Raw genomic sequence first — 22216 nt, 5'->3', positions numbered from 1 at the left:
GACGATCATGGCTCATTTCCAGACCACCCGGCGCGTGCACCACTCCGCCGACGAGATGTTCGCGCTTGTCGCCGACGTGGAGAAATATCCAGAGTTCCTGCCGCTCTGCCAGCAACTGAACGTGCGCTCGCGCCGCGAACGCGACGGCAAGACGCTGCTCGTGGCCGACATGACCGTGGCCTACAAGATGGTCCGCGAGACCTTCTCGACGCAGGTGCTGCTGAAGCCTGACGAGCGCCGCATCGATGTCAAATATGTCGAGGGCCCGTTCCGCTATCTCGACAATCGCTGGGATTTCGTGCCCGTCGGCGAGGATGCCTGCGACGTCAAGTTCGACATCGAATACGAGTTCAAGAGCCGCACGCTGGGACTTTTGATGGGCTCGATGTTCGACTACGCCTTCCGGCGCTTCGCCGAGGCCTTCGAGACGCGGGCGGACGTGATCTATGGCGACGGCGCCCGGAGCGCTCAGAGCGCCGGCTGATCCGCGAGCGCGTCCAGCAGCATGTCCAGCGCGACACCGACGCTGGCGCTCCTGATGTCCGCCCGATCAAGCGGGCCGAAGCGGCATTCCCGATGACGGGTGGTCGCCGGGCCGGCGCAGGCGAAGTGCACGAGACCCACCGGCTTGTCGGCCGAGCCGCCGCCCGGGCCCGCGATCCCGGTGACAGAGATTGCGACGCTCGCGCCGGAGGCGCGGCGCGCCCCCTCGGCCATCTCGCGCGCCACCGGTTCGGACACCGCACCGTGTTCTGCCAGGGTCGCGGCATCGACGCCGATCATCTCGATTTTCGCGGCATTGGAATAGGTGACATAGCCGCGATCGAGCACGGCGGACGAGCCGGCAATGTCAGTGAGGGCGGCTGCAATCAGGCCGCCCGTGCAGGATTCGGCCGTCGCAATGGTGAGCCCCGCCTTCGCATAGGCCTCGATGACGCCGCGTGCCTTCGCCGCGATCACCGTCGCATCGGCGCTCACCGGGTCTCTCCATAGGACACGCTGGCCGTCGCGATCGCGGCGATGCCCTCGCGGCGGCCGACGAAGCCGATGGTCTCGTTGGTCGTGGCCTTCACCGAGACCCGCTCCGCATCGAGCCCGGTCATCGCGGCGATCGCCGCGCACATGGCAGCGCGGTGCGGGGCGATTTTCGGCGCCTCGCAGATCAACGAGATATCCGCGTTCATGATACGCCCGCCCTTGGCCCGGACGATCTCCACAGCCTTCTCGACGAAAATGCGCGAGGGCGCGCCGCGCCATTGCGGATCGCTGGGCGGGAAATGGTCGCCGATATCGCCGGCGCCGCAGGTCGCCAGCAACGCGTCGGTCAAAGCATGCAGGCCCACATCGGCGTCGGAATGGCCGTCCAGCGCCTGGTCGTGCGGAATGGCGATCCCGCAGAGGGTGACGTGGTCGCCCGCGACGAGGCGGTGCACGTCGTAGCCATTGCCTGTCCTGACATCGATCATCGACCGTATTCCCCGCATCCGTTCGTCGGCCAGCGCGATATCACGGGCCGTCGTCAGTTTCACGTTTTCGGCGAGGCCTTCGACGAGACGAACAGGAAGGCCGGCCCATTCCGCAATGGACGCGTCGTCGGTGAAATCGTCGCGCCCGGATGCCGCGGCCGCCTCGTGGGCCGCGCAGATGGCTGCGAAGGGAAAACCCTGCGGCGTCTGCGCCGCATACAGGTCGCGCCGGTCGACCGTGGCGGCGATATGCCCGTCGGGGTCCGCCTTCTTCAGCGTGTCCGGGACGGCGATCGCCGGGATGGCTCCTTCGGTCTCGCCAATGGCGGCAAGCGTGCGGTCGATCAGACCGGCGTCGACGAAGGGCCGGACGGCGTCGTGAATCAGCACCACATCAGGGGCAGGGTTCGCCAGCGCGGTCAGACCGCGGCGCACCGATTCCTGGCGAGTCGCGCCACCGAGGGTGACATGGGCGCGGTCGAGGGTGGTTTCGAGGGCTGCGGCGAGCAGCGCGCGATCATCCCTGTGGATGACGATCACGATACGGTCGATGCCGGGATGGTCGAGAAAGACGCGGACGGTATGCGCGATCACCGCCTGTGAGGCCAGCGAACGGTACTGCTTGGGGCCTTCCACCGACTGGCCGGCGCGTTCGCCGCGTCCGGCCGCCACGATGACCGCAGCCACGCTCCGCTTCATCGTTCGATCCCCGTCACATTTGCCTCGCCCGCGTGAACCATAGAGGGAAGCAGCTATGCAAGGCACGTGCTTGTCTTTTGTGCATGCCCGGATAAGTTACAGCCAAATGGCGAAAGAAACGACACATTCAGTAGACGCCCAAACATTGGGCGATTCCGGCCCGGCCCAGCCCCGCGTCCGGATGCCGCTGCGTGTCGGCGGCCACAGGCTGGCGAACCGCGTGTTCCTCGCGCCGCTTTCGGGGATCTCGGACGTGCCGTTCCGGCGGCTGGCGCGGCGCTTCGGCGCCGGCATGGTAGTGTCGGAGATGGTTGCCAGCGGCGAGTTCGTCAAAGGCTGCGACGAGAGCGCGCTGCGGGCCATGCGCGACGGGCCGGGACTGCACGTCGTGCAGCTTGCCGGGCGCGATCCCGGCTGGATGCAGCGCGCCTCAGCGCAACTGGTCGCCAACGGCACGGATATCATCGATATCAACATGGGGTGCCCCGCCAAGAAGGTCGTGGGCGGGCTGTCGGGTTCGGCGCTGATGCGCGAGCCGGACCTCGCCCTGCGGATCGTCGAGGCGACCGTGGCCGGGGCCGGCAGCGTACCGGTCACACTGAAGATGCGGCTCGGCTGGGACCGCGAGTCGATGAATGCGCCCGAACTGGCGGCCGCGGCCGAGGCCGCCGGTGTCGCCATGATCACGGTGCACGGACGCACCCGCAGCGACTTCTACGAGGGTCAGGCGGACTGGGCCGCCATCGCCGCCGTACGCGCCGCCGTGTCGGTGCCGCTGGTCGCCAATGGCGATCTCGTCTCACCGGAACAGATCGCGGCGATGCTCGCCCAGAGCGGGGCCGATGCGGTGATGGTCGGCCGCGGGTCGCAGGGGCGTCCGTGGCTGCCGGGCCTGATGGCCGGGGCGATCGGGGCGGACGAGCTGGCCCGCTTGTCGCTCGGCGACCTCGTGGCCGAGCACTATGCGGCGATGCTCGACCACTACGGCGCGCGGGTCGGCGTGCGCCATGCCCGTAAGCATCTGGGCTGGTATCTCGACCGCTTCATCGCCGCCGCCGGACCCGTGCCGGAAGCCGACCGGATGGCGGTGATGGCCGGCAGGGACCCGCAGGCCGTGCTGAGCGTTCTGCGCCGCCTTTTCGCCGAGACCCGCCTTCTGGACGTCGAGCCGAGCCTCGCGCCCTCCGCCATGCAGGAAGCAGCCTGAACCATGAACGATGAAGCGGCCCCCATGGATCTGGCGGCGACACAGACACGCATTCTCAACGCCCTGCCGCACCCGGTGGTGGTCATCGACAGAAGCGGCCGGTTCCGCTTCGCCAATTCCGATGCCGAGCAGTTCTTTTCTGCCGGCATGTCCTATCTCGCCAAGCGGCGCCTGCAGGATTTCGTGCCGGCCGACAGCCCGCTCTTTGCGCTGATCGACCAGGTCCGCGAGCAGCAGGGGCGGATCAGCGAGTACCGGGTGGACGTGTCGTCGCCGCGGCTCGGCGGCGAGCGGCTGGTGGATCTCTATGTCTCGAACCTGCCCGACGATCCCGATCTCGTGGTCGTGATGATCCAGCTGCGCTCCATCGCGGAGAAGATGGACCGCCAGCTCACCCACCGCTCGGCGGCGCGCTCGGTCACCGGACTTGCGGCGATGCTGGCCCATGAGATCCGCAACCCTCTGTCGGGGATCAAGGGGGCGGCGCAATTGCTGGCGACCTCGGCCAGCGACGAGGATCGCAGCCTGACGCGGCTGATCCAGGAAGAGAGCGACCGGATCGTCAAGCTGGTCGACCGGATGGAAGTGTTCTCGGACCAGCGACCAATCGAGCGTTCGGCGGTGAACATCCATTCGGTGCTCGAACATGTGAAGACGCTGGCGCGTTCGGGCGTCGCCCGGAAGATCAAGATCATCGAGCTCTACGATCCATCGCTGCCGCCGGTCTTCGCCAACCGCGACCAGCTGGTGCAGATCTTCCTGAACCTCGTGAAGAACGCAGCCGAGGCAGTGGGCGACCGCGAGGGCGGCGAAATCCGCCTGATCACCGCCTTCAAGCCGGGCGTGCGCCTGTCGGTTCCGGGCACCCGCGACCGCGTGACGCTGCCGCTGGAATTCACCGTCGAGGACAATGGCGCGGGCATCCCCGACGACATCCGCGAGCACATCTTCGACCCCTTCGTGACCACCAAGCCGAGCGGCTCGGGACTGGGCCTTGCCCTCGTCGCCAAGATCGTCGGCGACCATGGCGGTGTCATCGAGTGCGAGTCCCACGAAGGGCATACGAGCTTCCGCATCCTCATGCCGGCCTGGCGCGAGATGGCGGAAACGCCGGCGGACGCGCCCCATCCGGCATCGGAAGTCTGAGGAATTGGAATGAGCATGCAGATTCTCGTTGCCGACGATGACTCCGCCATCCGGACGGTGGTCTCACAGGCCCTGATGCGGGCGGGCTTTGAAGTCCGGGTCACCTCGAACATCGCGACGCTATGGCGCTGGATCGCGGCGGGCGAGGGCGATCTCGTCATCACCGACGTGCTGATGCCCGACGGCAATGCCTTCGACACGCTGCCGAAGATCAAGAACTCGCGGCCCGATCTGCCGGTCATCGTGATGAGCGCGCAGAACACCTTCATGACCGCCATCAAGGCGTCGGAGAAGGGCGCCTACGACTACATACCCAAGCCCTTCGACCTGACCGAGCTTGTCGCGATCGTCCGCCGCGCGCTGTCGGAGCCGAAGGAGAGCCGGCGCCCCGACGCGCCCGACGAACTGCATGATTCCATGCCGCTGGTCGGTCGCTCGCCGGCCATGCAGGATATCTACCGGGCGCTGGCCCGGATGATGCAGACCGACCTGACGGTGACCATCACCGGCGAATCCGGCACCGGCAAGGAGCTCGTGGCCCGGGCGCTGCACGATTACGGCCGCCGTCGCAAAGGCCCCTTCGTGGCCATCAACATGGCGGCGATCCCGCGCGAGCTGATCGAGTCGGAGCTCTTCGGCCACGAAAAGGGCGCCTTCACCGGCGCGCAGGCCCGCACCAGCGGCCGCTTCGAGCAGGCCGAAGGCGGCACGCTGTTCCTGGACGAGATCGGCGACATGCCGATGGAGGCCCAGACCCGCCTGCTGCGGGTGCTGCAGCAGGGCGAATACACCGTCGTCGGCGGACGCACGCCCATCGCCACCGACGTGCGGATCGTCGCGGCGACCAACAAGGACCTGCGCCAGCTCATCGCCCGCGGCCTGTTCCGCGAGGATCTGTTCTACCGCCTCAACGTGGTGCCGCTGCGCCTGCCGCCGCTGCGCGAGCGGATCGAGGACCTGGCCGATCTCGCGCGCCATTTCTTCACCGAGGCCGAGAAGCAGGGGCTGCCGCGCAAGGTGCTGAGCCAGGGCGCGCTGGACGTGATGCGGCGCTATCCGTGGCCGGGCAATGTCCGCGAACTGGAAAACCTCATCCGGCGTCTGTCGGCGCTCTATCCGCAGGATGAGATCTCCGCGGAGCTCGTCGAGCACGAGCTGTCGAACGACGTGGCCAAGACACCGGGTCTCGATGGCGACGGCGGCAAGCCCATCGACCTGAGTGCCGCGGTCGAGCGCTATCTGTCCGACTACTTCGCCTCGTTCGGCGACGATCTTCCGCCGCCCGGGCTGCACGGGCGGATCCTGCGCGAGGTCGAATATCCGCTGATCGCGGCGGCGCTGGCCGCCACGCGCGGCAATCAGGTGAAGGCGGCCGATCTCCTGGGGGTCAACCGCAACACCCTGCGCAAGAAGATCCGCGATCTCGACATCTCGGTGATTCGCGCGATCCGCTGAGCGGCATTTTCCAGCCTCGTTGCACTTTGGCCACATTCCGTTGCATTGTAGCAACGTGATGACCGGTTGCAGTGATTCATGAGCTCGACACCCCAACAGAGCGCGCCCGAGGTTCCGTTCCTCATGGAGCGCCGTCGCTTCATGCTGGTCCCGGGGCTGATCGCCGTGGTCGGCGCGCTGATCACCGGCGCCATCTCCTTCGTCGTCCTGATGGGACTGACGCCGATCGCGCCGACCGACACGATCGTCACCATCGCCACCATCGTCAACGGCGCCTTCGTCGTGCTGCTCTGCGTCTTGATCGGGCGCGAGGTGCTGCGCATGGTCCGGGCTCGTCGCCAGGGCAGGGCGGCCTCCCGCCTGCATGTGCGCATCGTTGCCCTGTTCTCGATCGTCGCGGCGCTGCCGGCGCTGCTCGTGGCCATCGTTGCCGGCGTGACGCTCGATCTCGGACTGGATCGCTGGTTCGAGATCCGCACGCGCACCATTGTGGAATCGTCGATCAGCGTCGCCCGGGCCTATGTGAACGAGAACGCCCGCAATCTGCAGGGTTCGACCCTGTCGATGGCCTACGATCTCGATCAGCAGCGGCGGCTGTTCGATCTCGACCAGAACGGTTTCGAGAACCTGATGACCGATCAGGCCAAGGGGCGCTCGCTGCTTGGCGCGCAGATCCTGCGGGCCGACGGAACGCCCTTCCTGCGCGCCGACGTGGCGGTCGAACGTCCGCTGCCGGTGCCGCCGGAGGACGCGCTGCAGCGCGCGGCGGACGGCAATCTGGTGTTCATCCCGCCCGGCGTGACCAATCTCGTCGGTGCGATCATCAAGCTGCGGCAATTGCCCAACAGCTATCTCTACACGGTACGGGCGGTCGATCCGGAAGTGCTCGACGCGTTGCGGCTGATGGAGGAGCGTTCGGCGGAATATTCCAGCCTCCAGGCCAACCGTCTGGGCCTGCAGGTCGCCTTCGCGCTGCTGTATCTCGGCATCATGCTGATCGTGCTCCTGTCGGCGATCTGGACCGGCATCGGCGTCGCCGACCGGCTGGTGCGGCCGATCCGGCTTTTGATGGGCGCTGCGGACGAGGTGTCGAGCGGCAACCTCGCCGTCTCGGTCCCGGTGCGGACCTCCGATGGCGATGTCGGCTCCCTGTCCAACACCTTCAACAACATGATCCTGCAGTTGCGCAGCCAGCGCTCCGAACTGGTCCACGCCAAGGACGTCATCGACGAGCGCCGCCGTTTCACCGAGGCGGTGTTGTCCGGCGTGACGGTGGGCGTCATCGGTGTCGAGCGCGACGGCTCGGTGTCGATGCTGAACCCGTCGGCCGAGCGGATCCTGCATGTCGACGCCAAGGCCGTCGTCGGCCGGTCGCTGATCGAGACGTTCCCGACGATCGGCCAGGTCTTCGAGGCTGCAACGGCCTCGTCGCGCCCCGAATTTCAGGAGCAGGTGAAGCTGCGCATCCGCGATCGCGAGCGCGTTCTGGCCATCCGCATCACCTCGTCCGAGGAGAGCGAGGGCGCTCGCTCCAGCGTCGTGACGATCGACGACATCACCGATCTCGTCGATGCGCAGCGATCGTCAGCCTGGGCCGATGTCGCACGGCGCATCGCGCATGAGATCAAGAACCCGCTGACCCCGATCCAGCTTTCGGCCGAGCGCATCCGGCGGCGCTACGGCAAGCGCATCGAGGACGACCGCGAGGTCTTCGACCGGTGCATCGAGACGATCATCCGGCAGGTCTCCGACATCGGCCGGATGGTGGACGAATTCTCCACCTTCGCCCGCATGCCGAAGCCGCGCATGGAACCAAAGGACCTGCGCGAAGCGTTGCGGGAAGCGGTGTTCATGCGGGAAATGGGGGATCACGGTATTTCGTTCGTTGCCGAGATTCCCGACGAGCCGCTGCTGGGCTCCTTCGACATTCGCCTGCTCTCCCAGGCCTTCGGAAATCTCGTCAAGAATGCGGTGGAATCACTCGAGACCGCCGAGGTCGCCGACGGTCAGATCCGAATCCGGGCCGTGCCGGGCCGAGAGCGGCATCTGGTCGAGATCAGCGACAATGGCCGGGGATTTCCCCGGGAGGATCGAGATCGGCTTCTGGAGCCCTACATGACCACGCGCGAGAAGGGGACCGGGCTGGGCCTCGCCATCGTGCGGAAGATCATCGAGGAACACGGCGGGACGATCGAACTCGACGACGCGCCCGATCAGCCGCAGGGGGCGATGGTCCGCATCACCCTGCCGGCGGATGGCTTTGCAGACGCGGACATCCGGGAGAATGCCGGGACATGAGAAAGGATTGGTGAGATCGATGGCATCGGACATCCTGATCGTCGACGACGAAGCCGACATCCGCGAACTGGTGGCGGGAATCCTCGAGGACGAGGGGCACGAGACCCGAACCGCGGGAGGATCGGACGCCGCGTTGCAGTCGATCGCCGAGCGCGTGCCGCGCCTGGTCTTCCTCGACATCTGGCTGCAGGGCAGCCGCCTTGACGGCCTCGACCTGCTCGATGCCATCAAGGCGCAGCATCCCGAAGTGCCGGTGGTGATGATCTCCGGTCACGGCAATATCGAGACCGCCGTCTCGGCGATCCGGCGCGGTGCCTATGACTACATCGAGAAGCCGTTCAAGGCCGATCGCCTGATCCTGGTGGCCGAACGCGCGCTGGAGAACTCCAAGCTCAAGCGCGAGGTCTCCGAACTGCGCCGGCGCTCGTCCGACTTTGCCGAACTGATCGGCAAGTCGCATCCGATGAACCAGCTGCGCACGCTGATCGAGCGCGTTGCGCCGACCAACAGCCGCGTGATGATCCTCGGCGCGTCGGGGTCCGGCAAGGAAATGGTCGCGCGGGCGATCCATGCCGGGTCGGCCCGGGCGGATGCGCCCTTCGTGGCACTGAATGCCGCGGCAATCACGCCCGACCGCATGGAGGTCGAACTCTTCGGCACCGAGGCGCCTCCCGGCGTCGAGCGCAAGGTCGGCGCGCTGGAGGAGGCCCATGGCGGCGTCCTGTTCCTCGACGAGGTCGGGGATATGCCGCGCGAGACCCAGAACAAGATTCTGCGCGTGCTGACCGAACAGACCTTCGAGCGGGTCGGCGGATCGAAGCGTGTGAAGGTCGATGTCCGCATCGTCTCGTCGACGGCCCAGAACCTGGAATCGATGATCGCCGAGGGCGCCTTCCGCGAGGACCTCTACCATCGCCTCGCCGTGGTCCCGGTGCAGGTTCCGCCGCTTGCCGAACGGCGCCAGGACATCCCGCTGCTGATCGAAGCCTTCATGACGCAGATCAGCGAGCAGACCGGCATCAAGCCGCGGGCGATCAGCCCCGAGGCCATGGCGGTGCTGCAATCCAGCGAATGGCCGGGCAACGTCCGCCAGCTCCGCAACAATGTCGAGCGGCTGATGATCCTGTCGCGCGAGGGCGACGCCGAGACGACGATCTCGGCCGACATGCTGCCGCGCGAGGTCGGCGAGATGCTGCCGCAGACGCCGAGCCAGTCGGACGGGCAGATCCTGGCCCTGCCGCTGCGCGACGCCCGCGAGGTGTTCGAGAAGGAATATCTCGTGGCGCAGATCAATCGCTTCGGCGGCAATATCTCGCGCACCGCCGAGTTCGTCGGGATGGAGCGCTCGGCATTGCATCGCAAGCTGAAGTCGCTCGGCATCTAGGTTCTCCGCTCCACCGATCCGCCCTGCCAGGCCCGTCAATGAGGGACGCGCGGGCAGGGTGCCGCGAGCGGCCTTTGCGCTTGTCCTCGCGAAGCATTAGGAACGCGGCTCTGAAGAGTTCGGCGTTTGAAGGGCGGAACGGATGAGAGTCGTGATCTGTGGTGCAGGCCAGGTCGGGTACGGCATTGCCGAACGGCTGGCGTCCGAGCGCAACGACGTCTCGGTGATCGACACCTCCCGTTCGCTTGTCCAGAACATCCGCGACAATCTCGACGCAAGGGGCTTTGTCGGCCACGGCGCCCATCCGGACGTGCTGGCCGAAGCGGGTGCCGAACAGGCCGACATGATCATCGCTGTGACGCTGCACGACGAGGTCAACATGGTCGCCTGCCAGGTGGCCCACTCGCTGTTCAACGTACCCACCAAGATCGCCCGCATCCGCTCGCAGAGTTACCTGCGGTCGCACTGGCAGGATCTGTTCTCGACCGACAACATGCCGATCGACGTGATCATTTCGCCGGAAGTCGAGGTCGGCGAGATGGCACTGCGCCGGATCGCGCTGCCGGGGGCCATGGATGTCGTGCGGTTCGCCGACGACAGCATCGCCATGGTCGCCATCGAGTGCCGGGACGACTGCCCGGTGGTCGACACGCCGCTCGCCCAGCTCACCGATCTGTTTCCCGACCTGAAGGCGACCGTCGTCGGCATCCTGCGCGGCGACAAGCTGTTCGTGCCCGCCTCGTCGGACCAGATGGTGGCGGGCGACATCGCCTATGTCGTGGCGGAGCGCAGCCATGTGAAGCGGACGCTGGGCCTGTTCGGCCACGAGGAGCCGGAAGCCGGGCGGATCGTCATCGTCGGTGGCGGCAATATCGGCTTCTACGTCGCCCAGCAGATGGAAAAGCGCAGCCTCGGGGCGAAGATCCGCGTGCTCGAGACCAAGCACGAGCGGGCGGTGACCATCGCTGACAGCCTGAAGCGCACCATCGTCCTGCATGGCAGCGGCCTCGACCAGACGATCCTCAACGAGGCCGACATCGCCGAGGCCGATCTCCTCGTCGCGCTGACCAATGACGACAAGGTGAACATCCTGTCCAGCGTCATGGCCAAGCGGCTGGGCTGCAAGGGCAATCTCGCGCTGCTGAACGACCCCGACTACCAGACCTTCACCCGCACGCTGGGCATCGACGCCTTCATCAATCCGCGTTCGGTGACGATCTCGCGGGTGCTGCAGCATGTGCGCCGCGGACGCATCCGCGCCGTGCACTCGATCCAGAACGGCCTTGCCGAAGCAATCGAGGCCGAAGCGCTGGAAACGTCGCCCCTGGTCGGCACGCCGCTGCGCGACCTGAACCTTCCGCACAATCTGCGGGTCGGCGCGATCTATCGCAACGGCCAGTTCGTGCGCCCGGACGGCCAGACCAAGATCAAGGCGAAGGACCGGGTGGTGATCTTCGCCGCGGCCGGTGCGGTACGCCATGTCGAGCAGCTCTTCCGGGTCAGCCTCGAATTCTTCTGATCGGCGCGGGACGCCCCCTGTTGCGCACGGCCGCGCCGACATAAATGTCGGCGTGAGAGCCTGACTGCGCTTGATGTCCGGCCTGAGCCGGTGTCATGTCCGAAGGGAGTTCTCCCTGCGGCAGAGCCGGCCATCGCCGGCTGGTCAGATTCTGCGCGCAGGAGAGGTGAGCATCTGCAGGTCCGGCGGCGAGACCTGCGAGAGACGACGAAGCCGTATTGCCCGGGTCGACGGGTGCAGGACAATGCGCGGAACGACCGGCGAAGACCGGTTCAGCCGACGCCAATAAGAACAGGACAAGGACCACATGGCCGAACGCACGCAGAACCTTCAGGATCTCTTTCTCAACACCGTCCGCAAGCAGAAGATTTCGCTGACGATCTTCCTGGTCAACGGCGTCAAGCTGACCGGCGTCGTCACCTCCTTCGACAATTTCTGCGTGCTGCTGCGCCGCGACGGGCATTCCCAGCTGGTCTACAAGCACGCAATCTCCACCATCATGCCGTCCCAGCCCGTGCACATGTACGATGGCAGCGACGAAGACAGGAAAGACTGATTGGCCGAACATAGAGAAGTGGGGCCGCGAGGCCCGATCGAACACAAGACCGTCCCGACGCGGGCGGCGGTCTATGTCCCCGTGTTCAAGCAATATCCCGTGCAGGACGATGTGGCGGGTGCAGCCGAGGCGCCGCGCCGGAGCCACGATGCGCGCCTGGCCGAGGCCATGGGCCTCGCCGCCGCCATCGGGCTCGACATCGTCGCCAGCGGTATCGTCAGCGGCCAGCGCCCGCGTCCGGCGACGCTGATCGGCACCGGCAAGGTCGAGGAGATGAAAGGCGTGATCGCCGGCGAGGAGATCGGGCTGGTCGTGTTCGACCATCCGCTCACCCCGGTGCAGCAGCGCAATCTGGAACGGGAGCTGAACGTCAAGGTTCTCGACCGGACCGGTCTCATTCTCGAGATCTTCGGCGAGCGGGCGCGCACCAAGGAAGGCCGTCTGCAGGTCGAGCTCGCGCATCTGAACTATCAGCGCGGCCGGCTCGTGCGCAGCTGGACCCATCTGGAGCGTCAGCGCGGTGGCGCCGGCTTCCTCGGCGGTCCGGGCGAGACCCAGATCGAATCCGACCGGCGGCAGCTTCAGGAGAAGATCAAGCGGCTGGAAAAGGACCTGGAACAGGTCCGGCGGACACGGCAGCTTCACCGCGCCCAGCGCAAGAAGGCGCCGCATCCCGTTGTCGCCCTCGTCGGCTATACCAACGCCGGCAAGTCGACGCTGTTCAACCGGCTGACCGGCGCCGAAGTGATGGCGAAGGATCTGCTCTTCGCCACGCTTGATCCCACCCTGCGTCGCACGACGCTGCCGCACGGCACCGAGATCCTTTTCTCCGACACGGTGGGCTTCGTCTCGGACCTGCCGACGCATCTGGTGGCAGCCTTCCGGGCGACGCTGGAAGAGGTGATCGAGGCCGACATCGTTTTACATGTGCGCGACGTGGCCGATCCCGACACGCTGGCCCAGGCCGAGGACGTGCGCAAGATCCTGCGCGACCTCGACATCGACGTCGATGACAGCGACCACGTGGTCGAGATCTGGAACAAGGTGGACCTGCTCGACGAGGCCGGCCTCCAGCATCTGGCGACGATGCGCGAGAGCCTGCCGGATACCGACGCCGTGCATGTCGTGTCAGCGGTGACCGGCTTCGGCGTGGACACACTGCTGGTGGATATCGAGCGGCGGATCGGTGGCGGCACGGTGACGCTGACCGTGGACGTGGCGCCCGATGCCATGGGCTTCGTGCCGTGGATCTACGAGAACGCCACGGTGACGGCGCGCGACGACCGCGAAGACGGCGCCGTGTCGCTGACCATGGACATTACCAAGCAGGCCCGGACAGAATTACGCCGGATGAGCGAGCACGCATCCGGCGTTTCGTTTCAGCGCTGAGAGCGGGTCAGGCCGGCACCGTCAGGTGCCGGTCCCGATCAGCATGAAGGCGGGAATATCGTCGCCGAAACCGACCGGCGACTTGCCGTGGTCGTCGTTGCGGCCGCCACGCGGCGCGGCGGGCTTAGCACCACGGGTCCGAGAGGACGATGCGGCGGGACGGGCCCGATCGCTGGAGGCTGCACGGCTGCGGCTTGGCTTCTGAACCGGTGCCACATCCTCTTCGACGGTTTCGACCGAAGCATCGCGCGTGATCGCCTCGACGGGCACATCCAGCTCGCCGGCTTCGGCGCGAACCACGGCCGGTTCCGCTTCGACCGCCTGTTCCGGCGCCGTCTCGCTTGCCGGCTCCGCTGCAGCAGCAGCAGCACCGCGACGGCGTGTCGAGGAGCCCGAGCGACGGCCACTGCCGCTGCGACGGGCCGGCTTCTCGCTGGTCTCGTCGTCGGAAACGGCGCTCACCGGCTCGCCGAGCCATTCGATCTCGTTGCCGATCAGCTTCTCAATGGCGTCGAGATGCTTCTTGTCGGCCTTGGTCGCCAGGGTAAAGGCTGCGCCCGAGCGTCCGGCCCGGCCGGTGCGGCCGATGCGATGGACATAGTCCTCGGCATGGATCGGCACGTCGAAATTGAAAACGTGGCTGACGGCCGGAATGTCGAGGCCGCGCGCGGCGACGTCGGAGGCGACCAGCAACTGGATCTTGTTGTCGCGGAAGCCCTGCAGCATCGCGGTGCGCGAACGCTGGTCCATGTCGCCATGCAGCGCGCCGGCGGAGAAGCCGTGGCGCTCGAGCGAGCGGAACAGTGTCGCCACGTCCCGCTTACGGTTGCAGAAGATGATGGCGTTGGTCAGTTCGGTCTGGTCGCGGATGACCCGGCGCAACGTATCGCGCTTCTCGAAGTCGTCCTTCTTGGTGGCGACCAGCCGCTGCGTCACGGTCAGCGCCGCCGAGGCCGGCTTGGCGACCTCGACGCGAACCGGGTTCTGCAGGAACTGCTCGGTGAGACGGGTGATCTCCGGCGGCATGGTGGCCGAGAAGAACAGGGTCTGACGCGAGACCGGCAAGAGCTTGCAGATGCGCTCGATGTCCGGGATGAAGCCCATGTCCAACATGCGGTCGGCTTCGTCGATGACGAGCACTTCCACCGCGGTCATCAGCAGCTTGCCGCGCTCGAAATGGTCGAGCAGGCGGCCCGGCGTGGCGATCAGGACGTCGGCGCCGCGGTCGATCTTGCGATCCTGGTCCGCGAAGGAGACGCCACCGATCAGCAACGCGACATTGAGCTTCTGGTCGAGACCGTAGCGGGTGAAGGATTCGGCGACCTGCGCGGCGAGTTCGCGCGTCGGCTCGATGATCAGGGTGCGGGGCATGCGAGCCCGCGCGCGACCCTTCTCAAGCATGGTCAACATCGGCAGGACGAAGGACGCGGTCTTGCCGGTTCCCGTCTGCGCAATTCCCAGGACATCGCGGCGCTCAAGCGCATGCGGAATGGCCTGTTCCTGAATCGGCGTCGGTTCATTGTATCCGGCTGCATGTACGGCAGCCAGAACCTTGGCGCTCAGGCCGAGTTCGGAAAAGAGTTTCAAGCTAGCTGTTCTCTTGGGTAAATGGGAGGTTGCGTTCGGTAGCGTTTGAAAGCCCATCTCATGGGGGCGATAGGGCGAGCACGAGCGCGAGTCAACCGATACGCCCCAAATGGGGCTTTTCACCGGGATTTACAGGGCAGAAATCGTGAATTTCGTCTCAATTGTCATGATCCCGGGCTTGTTGTGCACCGACGACCTGTATCGCGATCAGATCGCGGCTCTGGCCGGACATCCGATCCGGATTGCCGATACCACGCGCGACGCGTCGGTCACCGCCATGGCCGAGCGGCTCCTTGCCGATGCACCCGACAGGTTCGCGCTCTGCGGTCTGTCCATGGGGGGCTATGTGGCGCTGGAGGTGCTGCGACTGGCGCCGGAGCGCGTGCTGGCTGCGGCGCTGATGGCGACGAGCCACCGCGCCGACACGCCCGAGCAGACCGCCATGCGCCACCAGCTCATCGCGACGGCACGGGAAGAGGGGATCGAGCCGGTCGCGCGTCTGCTCTGTGAGCGCCTCGTCGCGCCGGAGACGGCGAGTGCGACGCTCAGGGAGCGCATCGTTCAAATGGCCACGGCGATCGGTGTCGAGGGTTTCGTTCGCCAGCAGCAGGCGATCATCGACCGGCCGGACCAGAGCGACCGGCTTCCGACGATCCATGTTCCGGTGACGATCGTCGCCGGGGAGGCGGATGCGATCATCCCTCCGGAGCGTGCGCTCGAAATGGCCGCGGCGATCCCGGGCGCGTGGCTGGAGATGCTGCCGGCGACCGGGCACATGGTGACGATGGAGCGGCCGGGCCGCACCAGCGAAATCCTGCGGCGCAGCCTCGCCGAGGCCGCCGCAGGCTGAGCAGTCGGCTCAGTTGGTCGCCGGGCCGAACATGTAGGGCTGGTCCGGGAAGAAGTGCAGCTCGTAGGTCTCGGCGATCTCGCCGTCCGAGGGCAGGAGATCGAAGAACAGCGACAGGCTGTTGGGCTCGGTCTCGCTGGGCTCGTCGGCGCGGTAGCCGACGACGGCGCCCTCGATCTGGTTGAGTTCCCGGATCTCGGTGCTGGAGCGCAGCGTCAGGTTGGTGCCGCTTCCTTCGAGCTGCTGGACGAAGAAATGATAGTCCGTCTCGTCGGCCGGGGACTGGACCATGATCGTGCGCCAGACGCCCTGAACGTCGCCGTCCGACCACGGGCCGACGATCTGCACGTCCTCGATGAGCGGCGAGAGCGCTTCGGCAGCTGCCGCCGGATCGCCCGCGCCGCCGGCCGCCGGTGCAGCGGTCGCGGGTGCTGAGGGGGCGGCTTCATTCGTGGCAGCCGGGGAGGCGGGGGCCGCCTGTTCGGCAACCGGGGCCGCGGCAGGCGCAGCGTCGGTCGCCTGCGCCAGAGCCGCGTTCTGGACCATCATGAGGGCCGCCAGGCTGACGCCGGCGAAGGTGCTTGCGGAACGAATGACCATCTTCGGACTCCCTGTGCCGGATCTGGTCGCTCTCTTACGGGGCGTGCCCGTCAGATGTCCAGATCCTCGACGAAGGCGGCGCGGTCCTGCAGGAAGCGGAAGCGCGCCTCGGGCTTGTTGCCCATCAGCGCATTGACCGCACCGGAGGTGCCGGCCTCAGGCGTTTCGTCCATGTGGACGCGCAGCAGCGTGCGCTTGCGCGGGTCCATGGTGGTTTCCTTGAGCTGCGCGGGCAGCATCTCGCCGAGACCCTTGAAGCGCGAGATCTCGACCTTGCCGCGGCCCTTGAAGTCGCGGGCGATCAGGCGTTCGCGGTCGGCGTCGTCGCGGGCATAGGCGGTCTTACCGCCCTGGGTCAGCTTGTAGAGCGGCGGCACCGCGAGGAAGAGGTGACCGCCGCGGATGAGCTCCGGCATCTCCTGGTAGAAGAAGGTGATCAGCAGCGAGGCGATATGGGCGCCGTCGACGTCGGCGTCGGTCATGATGATCACGCGCTCGTAGCGCAGATCCTCTTCGCGGTATTTCGACCGCGTGCCGCAGCCCAGCGCCTGGATGAGATCGGCGAGCTGCTGGTTGGCGCCGAACTTCTCGCGTCCCGCCGAGGCGACATTCAGGATCTTGCCGCGCAAAGGCAGGATCGCCTGCACCTTGCGGTCACGCGCCTGCTTGGCCGAGCCGCCAGCGGAATCGCCCTCGACGATGAAGATCTCGGCATTGACCGAACCGCTCTGGGAGCAGTCGGCCAGCTTGCCCGGCAGGCGCAGCTTGCGCGTCGCGCTCTTGCGGCTAACTTCCTTTTCCTGGCGGCGGCGCAGCCGTTCGTCGGCGCGCTCGACGACCCAGTCGATCAGCCGCGCGGCGTCCTGCGGCGAGGAGGCGAGCCAGATGTCGAAGGAATCGCGCATCGACTGCTCGACGATGCGTTGGGCCTCGGCCGTGGCCAGCCGGTCCTTAGTCTGGCCGACGAATTCCGGCTCGCGGATGAAGACCGACAGCATTGCCGAGGCCGTCAGCATGATGTCGTCGCCGGTGATGACGGCGGCGCGCTTGTTGCCGGACACCTCGGCGAAGGCCTTGAGGCCGCGCAGCAGCACCGAGCGCAGGCCGGCCTCGTGGGTGCCGCCCTCAGGCGTCGGGATGGTGTTGCAGTAGGAGCGGACGAAGCCGTCGTCGGCGGTCCAGCTCACCGCCCATTCGACCGCGCCGTGGCCGGAGACCTTCTCGGTGCGACCGGCGAAAATCTGCGAGGTAACGCGGCCCTGCTTGTCGAGCGTGCCGTCGAGATAGTCCTTCAGGCCGCCGGGGAAGTGGAAGGTGTCGCGGGACGGCACGCTGCCGTCGGCGGGCAGCAGCGACGGGTCGCAGGCCCAGCGGATCTCGACGCCGCCGAAGAGATAGGCCTTGGACCGCGCCATCGCGAGCAGCCGTTCCGGACGGAAGCGGGCGCCGGCGCCGAAGATCTCCGGATCGGGCCGGAACCGGATCCGGGTGCCGCGGCGGTTCTGGACGTCGCCGATCTCTTCCAGCCCGGTCTGGGCGTGGCCGCGCGAATAGGTCTGGCGATAGAGCCTGCGGTTGCGGGCGACCTCGACCTCGAGCGTCTCGGACAGGGCGTTGACGACGGACACGCCGACGCCGTGCAGGCCGCCGGAGGTCTCGTAGACCTTGGAGTCGAACTTACCGCCGGCATGCAGCGTCGTCATGATGACTTCGAGCGCCGACTTGTCGCGATATTTGGGGTGCGGATCGATGGGGATGCCGCGCCCGTTGTCGGCGACCGACAGGGTGCCGTCGGCTTCCAGCGCCACCTCGATGAAATTGGCATGCCCCGCGGTCGCCTCGTCCATCGAATTGTCGATGACCTCGGCGAACAGGTGATGCAGCGCCTTTTCGTCGGTGCCGCCGATATACATGCCGGGACGACGACGGACCGGCTCGAGCCCTTCGAGGACCTCGATGTCCGCCGCGGTGTATTCGGCCGGTTCCTGGAGATTGGCTGCCGGGCGCGGCTTGGCGCTGGGCTTCGGCGCTCGCGGCTGGCGCGCGGCGTTGCCGGAAAACAGATCGTCGCTCATCGCGCGGCGAACTCCCTGGCGGATCGCCACATGACGCGCGTCGTTGGGGTCGAGCGCTCGTAAACCATGCCGTGATGCCTATACTTTCACGAAATGTTCTTCAAGCGCCCGGTCCTGCCGGGGGCAGGGAAAGCGCCGATTGTCGGATTTATCCACGGTTTCCGGCGCTGCGACCGGGACAGGTGAAATGTCCGCCGCCCGAACGGCTCCGGGGCAGCGTCTCCGGTGCCCCGCATGACCAGCGTATTCACTGCAACGAAAAGGGGGCGCCGATGGCACCCCCTCCCGTTCGGTCCGTGAAGACCCGATGGTCGCCGCCGGCAGCCGGCGACCGGTTCGGATCAGACCGAGTAGTACATGTCGAACTCGACCGGATGCGGGGTCATCTCGAAACGCAGGACCTCGGCCATCTTCAGGTCGATGAAGGCGTCGATCTGGTCGTCGTCGAAGACGCCACCGGCCTTGAGGAAGTCGCGGTCGGTATCCAGCGCTTCCATCGCCTCGCGCAGCGAACGGCAGACCGTCGGGATTTCCTTCAGCTCTTCCGGCGGCAGGTCGTACAGATCCTTGTCCATGGCCGAGCCCGGATGGATCTTGTTCTTGATGCCGTCGAGGCCGGCCATCAGCATCGCCGCGAAGGCGAGATACGGATTGGCGGTCGGATCGGGGAAACGGACCTCGACGCGCTTGGCCTTCGGCGACTGGCCGAACGGGATGCGGCAGGAGGCCGAGCGGTTGCGGGCCGAATAGGCCAGCAGCACCGGAGCCTCGTAGCCCGGGACCAGGCGCTTGAACGAGTTGGTCGACGGGTTGGTGAAGGCGTTCAGGGCCTTGGCGTGCTTGATGATGCCGCCGATGTAGAACAGCGCGCTCTCCGACAGACCGGCATATTCGTCGCCGGCGAAGGTCGGCTTGCCGTTCTTCCAGATCGACTGGTGGACGTGCATGCCCGAGCCGTTGTCGCCGAAGACCGGCTTCGGCATGAAGGTTGCGGTCTTGCCGTAGGCGTTCGCCACCTGGTGGATGACGTATTTGTAGATCTGCATCTTGTCGGCGTTGCGGGTCAGCGTGTCGAACTTGATGCCAAGCTCGTGCTGGGCCGCGGCGACCTCATGGTGATGCTTCTCGACCGCGACGCCCATCTCGGCCATGACGGTGAGCATTTCCGAGCGCATGTCCTGGCAGGAATCAATCGGGGGCAGCGGGAAGTAGCCGCCCTTGATGCGCGGACGGTGGCCGAGATTGCCGGTCTCGTATTCGGCGTCGTCATTCGACGGCAGCTCGGTGGAGTCGAGCTTGAAGCCGGTGTTGTACGGGTCGGCCTTGTAGCGGACGTCGTCGAAGATGAAGAACTCGGCTTCCGGGCCGAAGAACGCCGTGTCGCCGGTGCCCGACTGGGTCAGATAGGCTTCGGCCTTCTTGGCGGTCGAGCGCGGGTCGCGGTTGTAGGCCTCGCCGGAGACCGGGTCGAGAATGTCGCAGACGATCGCCATGGTCGACTGGGCGAAGAACGGGTCCATGTAGGCCGTTTCGGGATCCGGCATGAGAACCATGTCGGACTCGTTGATCGCCTTCCAGCCGGCGATCGACGAACCGTCGAACATCGTGCCCTCGGAGAACAGGTCCTCGTCGACCAGGGTGACGTCCATGGTCACGTGCTGGGACTTGCCCTTGGGGTCGGTGAAGCGCAGGTCGACGAATTTCACGTCGTTGTCCTTGACCTGCTTCAGGATGTCGTTGGCGCTCGTCATGGCGGTCCTTCCTATTATCGAACTCTGAGACTGTGTGTGGGAAGCTGCTGGATCAGATCGCGTCGGTGCCGGCTTCGCCGGTCCGGATGCGGATCGCTTCCTCGATGTTGGAGACGAAGATCTTGCCATCGCCGATGCGGCCGGTCTGGGCCGCCTTGCGGATGGCTTCCACGGCGGCAGCGACGGTCTCGTCCGCAAGGACGATCTCGACCTTCACCTTCGGCAGAAAATCGACGACGTATTCGGCCCCGCGGTAGAGTTCCGTATGGCCCTTCTGCCGCCCGAATCCCTTGGCCTCTGTGACGGTGATGCCCTGAAGCCCCACTTCCTGCAGGGCCTCCTTCACCTCATCCAGCTTGAAGGGCTTGATGATGGCCTCAACCTTCTTCATCGACATTCCTTCTCGACGTTGTCCCCGTCACGGGCCGCCGGCCCGTCGAACCCGCTGTAGCAGGTCGCGTGCCAAAGACGACCTCCTACGGTGAACGCTTCGAAATAGTCCACCGGGACGATCGGGAAAGCGGAAATTTCGGTTACCGGCGCCTTCCTGTCCTATGATCCACGGCGGATGGCCCCAGGAGCGCGGATTGCTCTATGCTCGGAATGGCTACACGAGGGCATCCGCCATGTCACCCAGACTGCACATCCCGTGATCAGAATGTCCATTTATTAGGCACACTCCATGACGAAATTTGCTGCACATAATCTAGCGCTGCTCGACCCGGTGCAGATGGCCGAAGCTGACCGCCTGACGATTGCCGGGGGCATGGCCGGCATCGCATTGATGGAGCGGGCGGCGGCCGCGGTGGCGGGGGCCATCCGCCGGTCCTTCCCGAAGGCGCGGCGCATCGCGGTGCTGGCCGGTCCCGGCAACAATGGCGGCGATGCCTGGGCCGCCGCGCGGCTCTTGAGCGAGGCCGGCTGCGAGCCGACGGTCTACAGCCTCGTCGCGCCGGATACGCTCAACGGCGATGCGGCACTGGCGGCCGCCGGCTATGGCGGCCCGTGGCAGGCGCTTGAGGCCTTTGCGCCGGACGGCGGTTTCGACCTCGTCGTCGACGGTCTGTTCGGCGCCGGGCTGGCGCGTCCCGTGGAGGGGGAAGCGGCGCGGGCCATCGCGGCAGTGAACGCCGCGAAGACACCGGTCGTCGCCATCGATCTGCCGTCCGGCATTTCCGGGGCGAGCGGCGAGCCGCTCGGCGTGGCGATCGAGGCGGATGTCACGGTGACGTTCTTCCGGCGAAAGCCGGGCCATCTGCTGGAGCCGGGCCGAAGCGCTTGTGGCCGGGTGGCGGTTGCCGACATCGGCATCTCCGACGCCGTCCTCGAGGCGATCGCGCCGCAGGTCTTCGCCAACGCGCCGGGCCTGTTCCGCAACCCGGTGACATCGCCGCGCGACGCCGGTCACAAATACGATCGCGGCCATGCCGTGGTGTTTTCCGGCGGCATGGCGCGGACCGGCGCAGCCCGGCTGGCCGCCATGGCGGCGCTGCGCGGCGGGGCAGGGCTCGTCACCGTCTATGCGCCGGGCTCGGCGCTGATGGCCCATGCCGCGCATCTGACCGCGGTCATGCTGGAGCGCTGCAACGACCCGGCGGATCTCGACGCACTCTTGAGCGATGCGCGCACCAACGCCTTCGTGCTCGGACCCGGTTTCGGGATCGGCGAGGATGCGCGCCGCTACGCCAGTGCGGTTCTCGCGGCGGGCCGTCGGCTGGTGCTCGATGCCGATGGAATCACGTCGTTCCAGGCCGAACCGGAGACGCTGTTCGCCGCGGCCGAGGCGGCGACAAGCGACGACGAGACGCCGCTCGTGCTGACGCCCCATGCCGGCGAGTTCAAGCCGCTGTTTCCCGGCCTTGCGAGCGACGAAAGCCTGTCGAAGCTGGAGCGGACGCGGAGTGCGGCCCGGCGCGCCGGTGCCGTTATCATCCTGAAGGGGCGCGATACGGTCATCGCCGCGCCGGACGGGCGCGCCGCGATCAATGCCAACGGCACGCCGTGGCTGGCGACCGCCGGCAGCGGCGACGTTCTGTCGGGGATCGTCGCCGCGCAACTGGCGCAGGGCGCGCCAAGCTTCGAGGCTGCCTGCGCCGGTGTCTGGATGCACGGCCGTGCCGCCGAACATTTCGGGCCCGGCCTGATCGCCGAGGATTTGGCGCCGATGCTGCCGCGGGTCCATGCCGAACTGGCGGCGGAACCGTCAGCCTGACGGACCGGAGCGCGCAGCGCGC

Annotated in this window: 18 protein-coding genes; 11 read left to right on the top strand and 7 right to left on the bottom strand. The window is 66.7% G+C overall.

The window, feature by feature from the left end; translation table 11 throughout:
* Positions 1-7: 7 nt before the first annotated feature.
* Positions 8-484 carry a type II toxin-antitoxin system RatA family toxin gene (locus J3367_RS14935; protein ID WP_024350634.1) on the top strand — a complete coding sequence of 159 codons (477 nt, stop codon included), beginning with the start codon at positions 8-10 and terminating at the stop codon, positions 482-484.
* Here the strand turns inward: J3367_RS14935 and J3367_RS14930 are convergent.
* Both J3367_RS14930 and J3367_RS14925 read right to left on the bottom strand, forming a co-directional pair.
* Entirely contained in the window at positions 469-978 is a 510-nt protein-coding gene (locus tag J3367_RS14930; RefSeq protein ID WP_024350635.1) for a CinA family protein, read from the bottom strand. The genes J3367_RS14935 and J3367_RS14930 overlap by 16 nt on opposite strands.
* Complete coding sequence (locus tag J3367_RS14925; protein WP_024350636.1) at positions 975-2165, bottom strand: bifunctional 2-C-methyl-D-erythritol 4-phosphate cytidylyltransferase/2-C-methyl-D-erythritol 2,4-cyclodiphosphate synthase; 1191 nt, start codon at positions 2163-2165, stop codon at positions 975-977. Before J3367_RS14925 ends, J3367_RS14930 begins: the two co-directional genes overlap by 4 nt.
* 181 nt (positions 2166-2346) lie before the next feature.
* On the opposite strand from J3367_RS14925, the gene dusB reads away from it, so the two are divergent.
* The 8 genes from dusB to hflX all read left to right on the top strand — a co-directional run bounded on the left by dusB (position 2347) and on the right by hflX (position 13119).
* The gene (gene dusB / locus J3367_RS14920) at positions 2347-3372 is read left to right on the top strand and encodes a tRNA dihydrouridine synthase DusB (RefSeq protein WP_421461504.1); all 1026 of its coding nucleotides are present in this window, start codon (positions 2347-2349) and stop codon (positions 3370-3372) included.
* 3 nt (positions 3373-3375) lie between these two features.
* Positions 3376-4518, top strand: coding sequence for a two-component system sensor histidine kinase NtrB (locus J3367_RS14915; protein ID WP_024350638.1), 1143 nt, complete (start codon positions 3376-3378; stop codon positions 4516-4518).
* 9 nt (positions 4519-4527) lie between these two features.
* A complete protein-coding gene (ntrC, locus tag J3367_RS14910; protein ID WP_024350639.1) occupies positions 4528-5973 on the top strand; it encodes a nitrogen regulation protein NR(I) in 1446 nt (481 codons plus the stop codon).
* 78 nt (positions 5974-6051) lie between these two features.
* Positions 6052-8271 carry a sensor histidine kinase NtrY-like gene (locus tag J3367_RS14905; RefSeq protein WP_024350640.1) on the top strand — a complete coding sequence of 740 codons (2220 nt, stop codon included), beginning with the start codon at positions 6052-6054 and terminating at the stop codon, positions 8269-8271.
* A 19-nt stretch (positions 8272-8290) separates the two neighbouring features.
* Positions 8291-9655 (top strand): sigma-54-dependent transcriptional regulator, encoded by a 1365-nt coding sequence (locus J3367_RS14900; protein WP_187389723.1) that lies wholly within the window; start codon positions 8291-8293, stop codon positions 9653-9655.
* 142 nt (positions 9656-9797) lie between these two features.
* Complete coding sequence (gene trkA, locus J3367_RS14895; protein ID WP_024350642.1) at positions 9798-11174, top strand: Trk system potassium transporter TrkA; 1377 nt, start codon at positions 9798-9800, stop codon at positions 11172-11174.
* Positions 11175-11481: 307 nt separating this feature from the next.
* Complete coding sequence (gene hfq, locus J3367_RS14890; protein ID WP_024350643.1) at positions 11482-11730, top strand: RNA chaperone Hfq; 249 nt, start codon at positions 11482-11484, stop codon at positions 11728-11730.
* Positions 11731-13119: a GTPase HflX gene (gene hflX, locus J3367_RS14885; RefSeq protein ID WP_051141581.1), complete on the top strand. Its 1389-nt coding sequence runs from the start codon at positions 11731-11733 to the stop codon at positions 13117-13119.
* Positions 13120-13140: 21 nt separating this feature from the next.
* Here the strand turns inward: hflX and J3367_RS14880 are convergent, their stop codons facing one another.
* The gene (locus J3367_RS14880) at positions 13141-14706 is read right to left on the bottom strand and encodes a DEAD/DEAH box helicase (RefSeq protein WP_024350645.1); all 1566 of its coding nucleotides are present in this window, start codon (positions 14704-14706) and stop codon (positions 13141-13143) included.
* A 145-nt stretch (positions 14707-14851) separates the two neighbouring features.
* Between J3367_RS14880 and J3367_RS14875 the strand changes: the two genes are divergently transcribed.
* Entirely contained in the window at positions 14852-15556 is a 705-nt protein-coding gene (locus J3367_RS14875; RefSeq protein ID WP_202814809.1) for an alpha/beta fold hydrolase, read from the top strand.
* A 9-nt stretch (positions 15557-15565) separates the two neighbouring features.
* Here J3367_RS14875 and J3367_RS14870 read toward each other — a convergent pair whose 3' ends face one another.
* The 4 genes from J3367_RS14870 to J3367_RS14855 form a co-directional block, all read right to left on the bottom strand.
* Positions 15566-16156, bottom strand: a complete 591-nt coding sequence (locus tag J3367_RS14870; RefSeq protein ID WP_024350647.1) for a hypothetical protein — start codon at positions 16154-16156, stop codon at positions 15566-15568.
* 50 nt (positions 16157-16206) lie between these two features.
* Positions 16207-18231 (bottom strand): DNA topoisomerase IV subunit B, encoded by a 2025-nt coding sequence (gene parE / locus J3367_RS14865; protein ID WP_029703125.1) that lies wholly within the window; start codon positions 18229-18231, stop codon positions 16207-16209.
* A gap of 341 nt (positions 18232-18572) precedes the next feature.
* Positions 18573-19982, bottom strand: coding sequence for a type I glutamate--ammonia ligase (glnA, locus tag J3367_RS14860; protein ID WP_009209532.1), 1410 nt, complete (start codon positions 19980-19982; stop codon positions 18573-18575).
* A 52-nt stretch (positions 19983-20034) separates the two neighbouring features.
* Entirely contained in the window at positions 20035-20373 is a 339-nt protein-coding gene (locus J3367_RS14855; RefSeq protein WP_024350649.1) for a P-II family nitrogen regulator, read from the bottom strand.
* 291 nt (positions 20374-20664) lie between these two features.
* Between J3367_RS14855 and J3367_RS14850 the strand changes: the two genes are divergently transcribed.
* The gene (locus J3367_RS14850) at positions 20665-22194 is read left to right on the top strand and encodes an NAD(P)H-hydrate dehydratase (protein WP_421461492.1); all 1530 of its coding nucleotides are present in this window, start codon (positions 20665-20667) and stop codon (positions 22192-22194) included.
* The last annotated feature ends 22 nt before the right edge of the window (positions 22195-22216 follow it).

Origin of the sequence: Aurantimonas sp. NFXS3, from assembly GCF_049132005.1 — a bacterium.
GTDB classification, from domain to species: Bacteria; Pseudomonadota; Alphaproteobacteria; order Rhizobiales; family Rhizobiaceae; genus Aurantimonas; species Aurantimonas coralicida.
The sequence above is the reverse complement of the archived record's forward strand: the minus strand, read 5'-3'. Positions and strand labels throughout refer to the sequence as shown.

Coding starts and splice junctions, on each gene's coding strand:
- J3367_RS14935 (WP_024350634.1), top strand. CDS start 8: ATGGCTCATTTCCAGACCACCCGGCGCGTGCACCACTCCGCCGACGAG.
- J3367_RS14925 (WP_024350636.1), bottom strand. CDS start 2,165: ATGAAGCGGAGCGTGGCTGCGGTCATCGTGGCGGCCGGACGCGGCGAA.
- dusB (WP_421461504.1), top strand. CDS start 2,347: ATGCCGCTGCGTGTCGGCGGCCACAGGCTGGCGAACCGCGTGTTCCTC.
- J3367_RS14915 (WP_024350638.1), top strand. CDS start 3,376: ATGAACGATGAAGCGGCCCCCATGGATCTGGCGGCGACACAGACACGC.
- ntrC (WP_024350639.1), top strand. CDS start 4,528: ATGAGCATGCAGATTCTCGTTGCCGACGATGACTCCGCCATCCGGACG.
- J3367_RS14905 (WP_024350640.1), top strand. CDS start 6,052: ATGAGCTCGACACCCCAACAGAGCGCGCCCGAGGTTCCGTTCCTCATG.
- J3367_RS14900 (WP_187389723.1), top strand. CDS start 8,291: ATGGCATCGGACATCCTGATCGTCGACGACGAAGCCGACATCCGCGAA.
- trkA (WP_024350642.1), top strand. CDS start 9,798: ATGAGAGTCGTGATCTGTGGTGCAGGCCAGGTCGGGTACGGCATTGCC.
- hfq (WP_024350643.1), top strand. CDS start 11,482: ATGGCCGAACGCACGCAGAACCTTCAGGATCTCTTTCTCAACACCGTC.
- J3367_RS14870 (WP_024350647.1), bottom strand. CDS start 16,156: ATGGTCATTCGTTCCGCAAGCACCTTCGCCGGCGTCAGCCTGGCGGCC.
- parE (WP_029703125.1), bottom strand. CDS start 18,231: ATGAGCGACGATCTGTTTTCCGGCAACGCCGCGCGCCAGCCGCGAGCG.
- glnA (WP_009209532.1), bottom strand. CDS start 19,982: ATGACGAGCGCCAACGACATCCTGAAGCAGGTCAAGGACAACGACGTG.
- J3367_RS14855 (WP_024350649.1), bottom strand. CDS start 20,373: ATGAAGAAGGTTGAGGCCATCATCAAGCCCTTCAAGCTGGATGAGGTG.
- J3367_RS14850 (WP_421461492.1), top strand. CDS start 20,665: ATGACGAAATTTGCTGCACATAATCTAGCGCTGCTCGACCCGGTGCAG.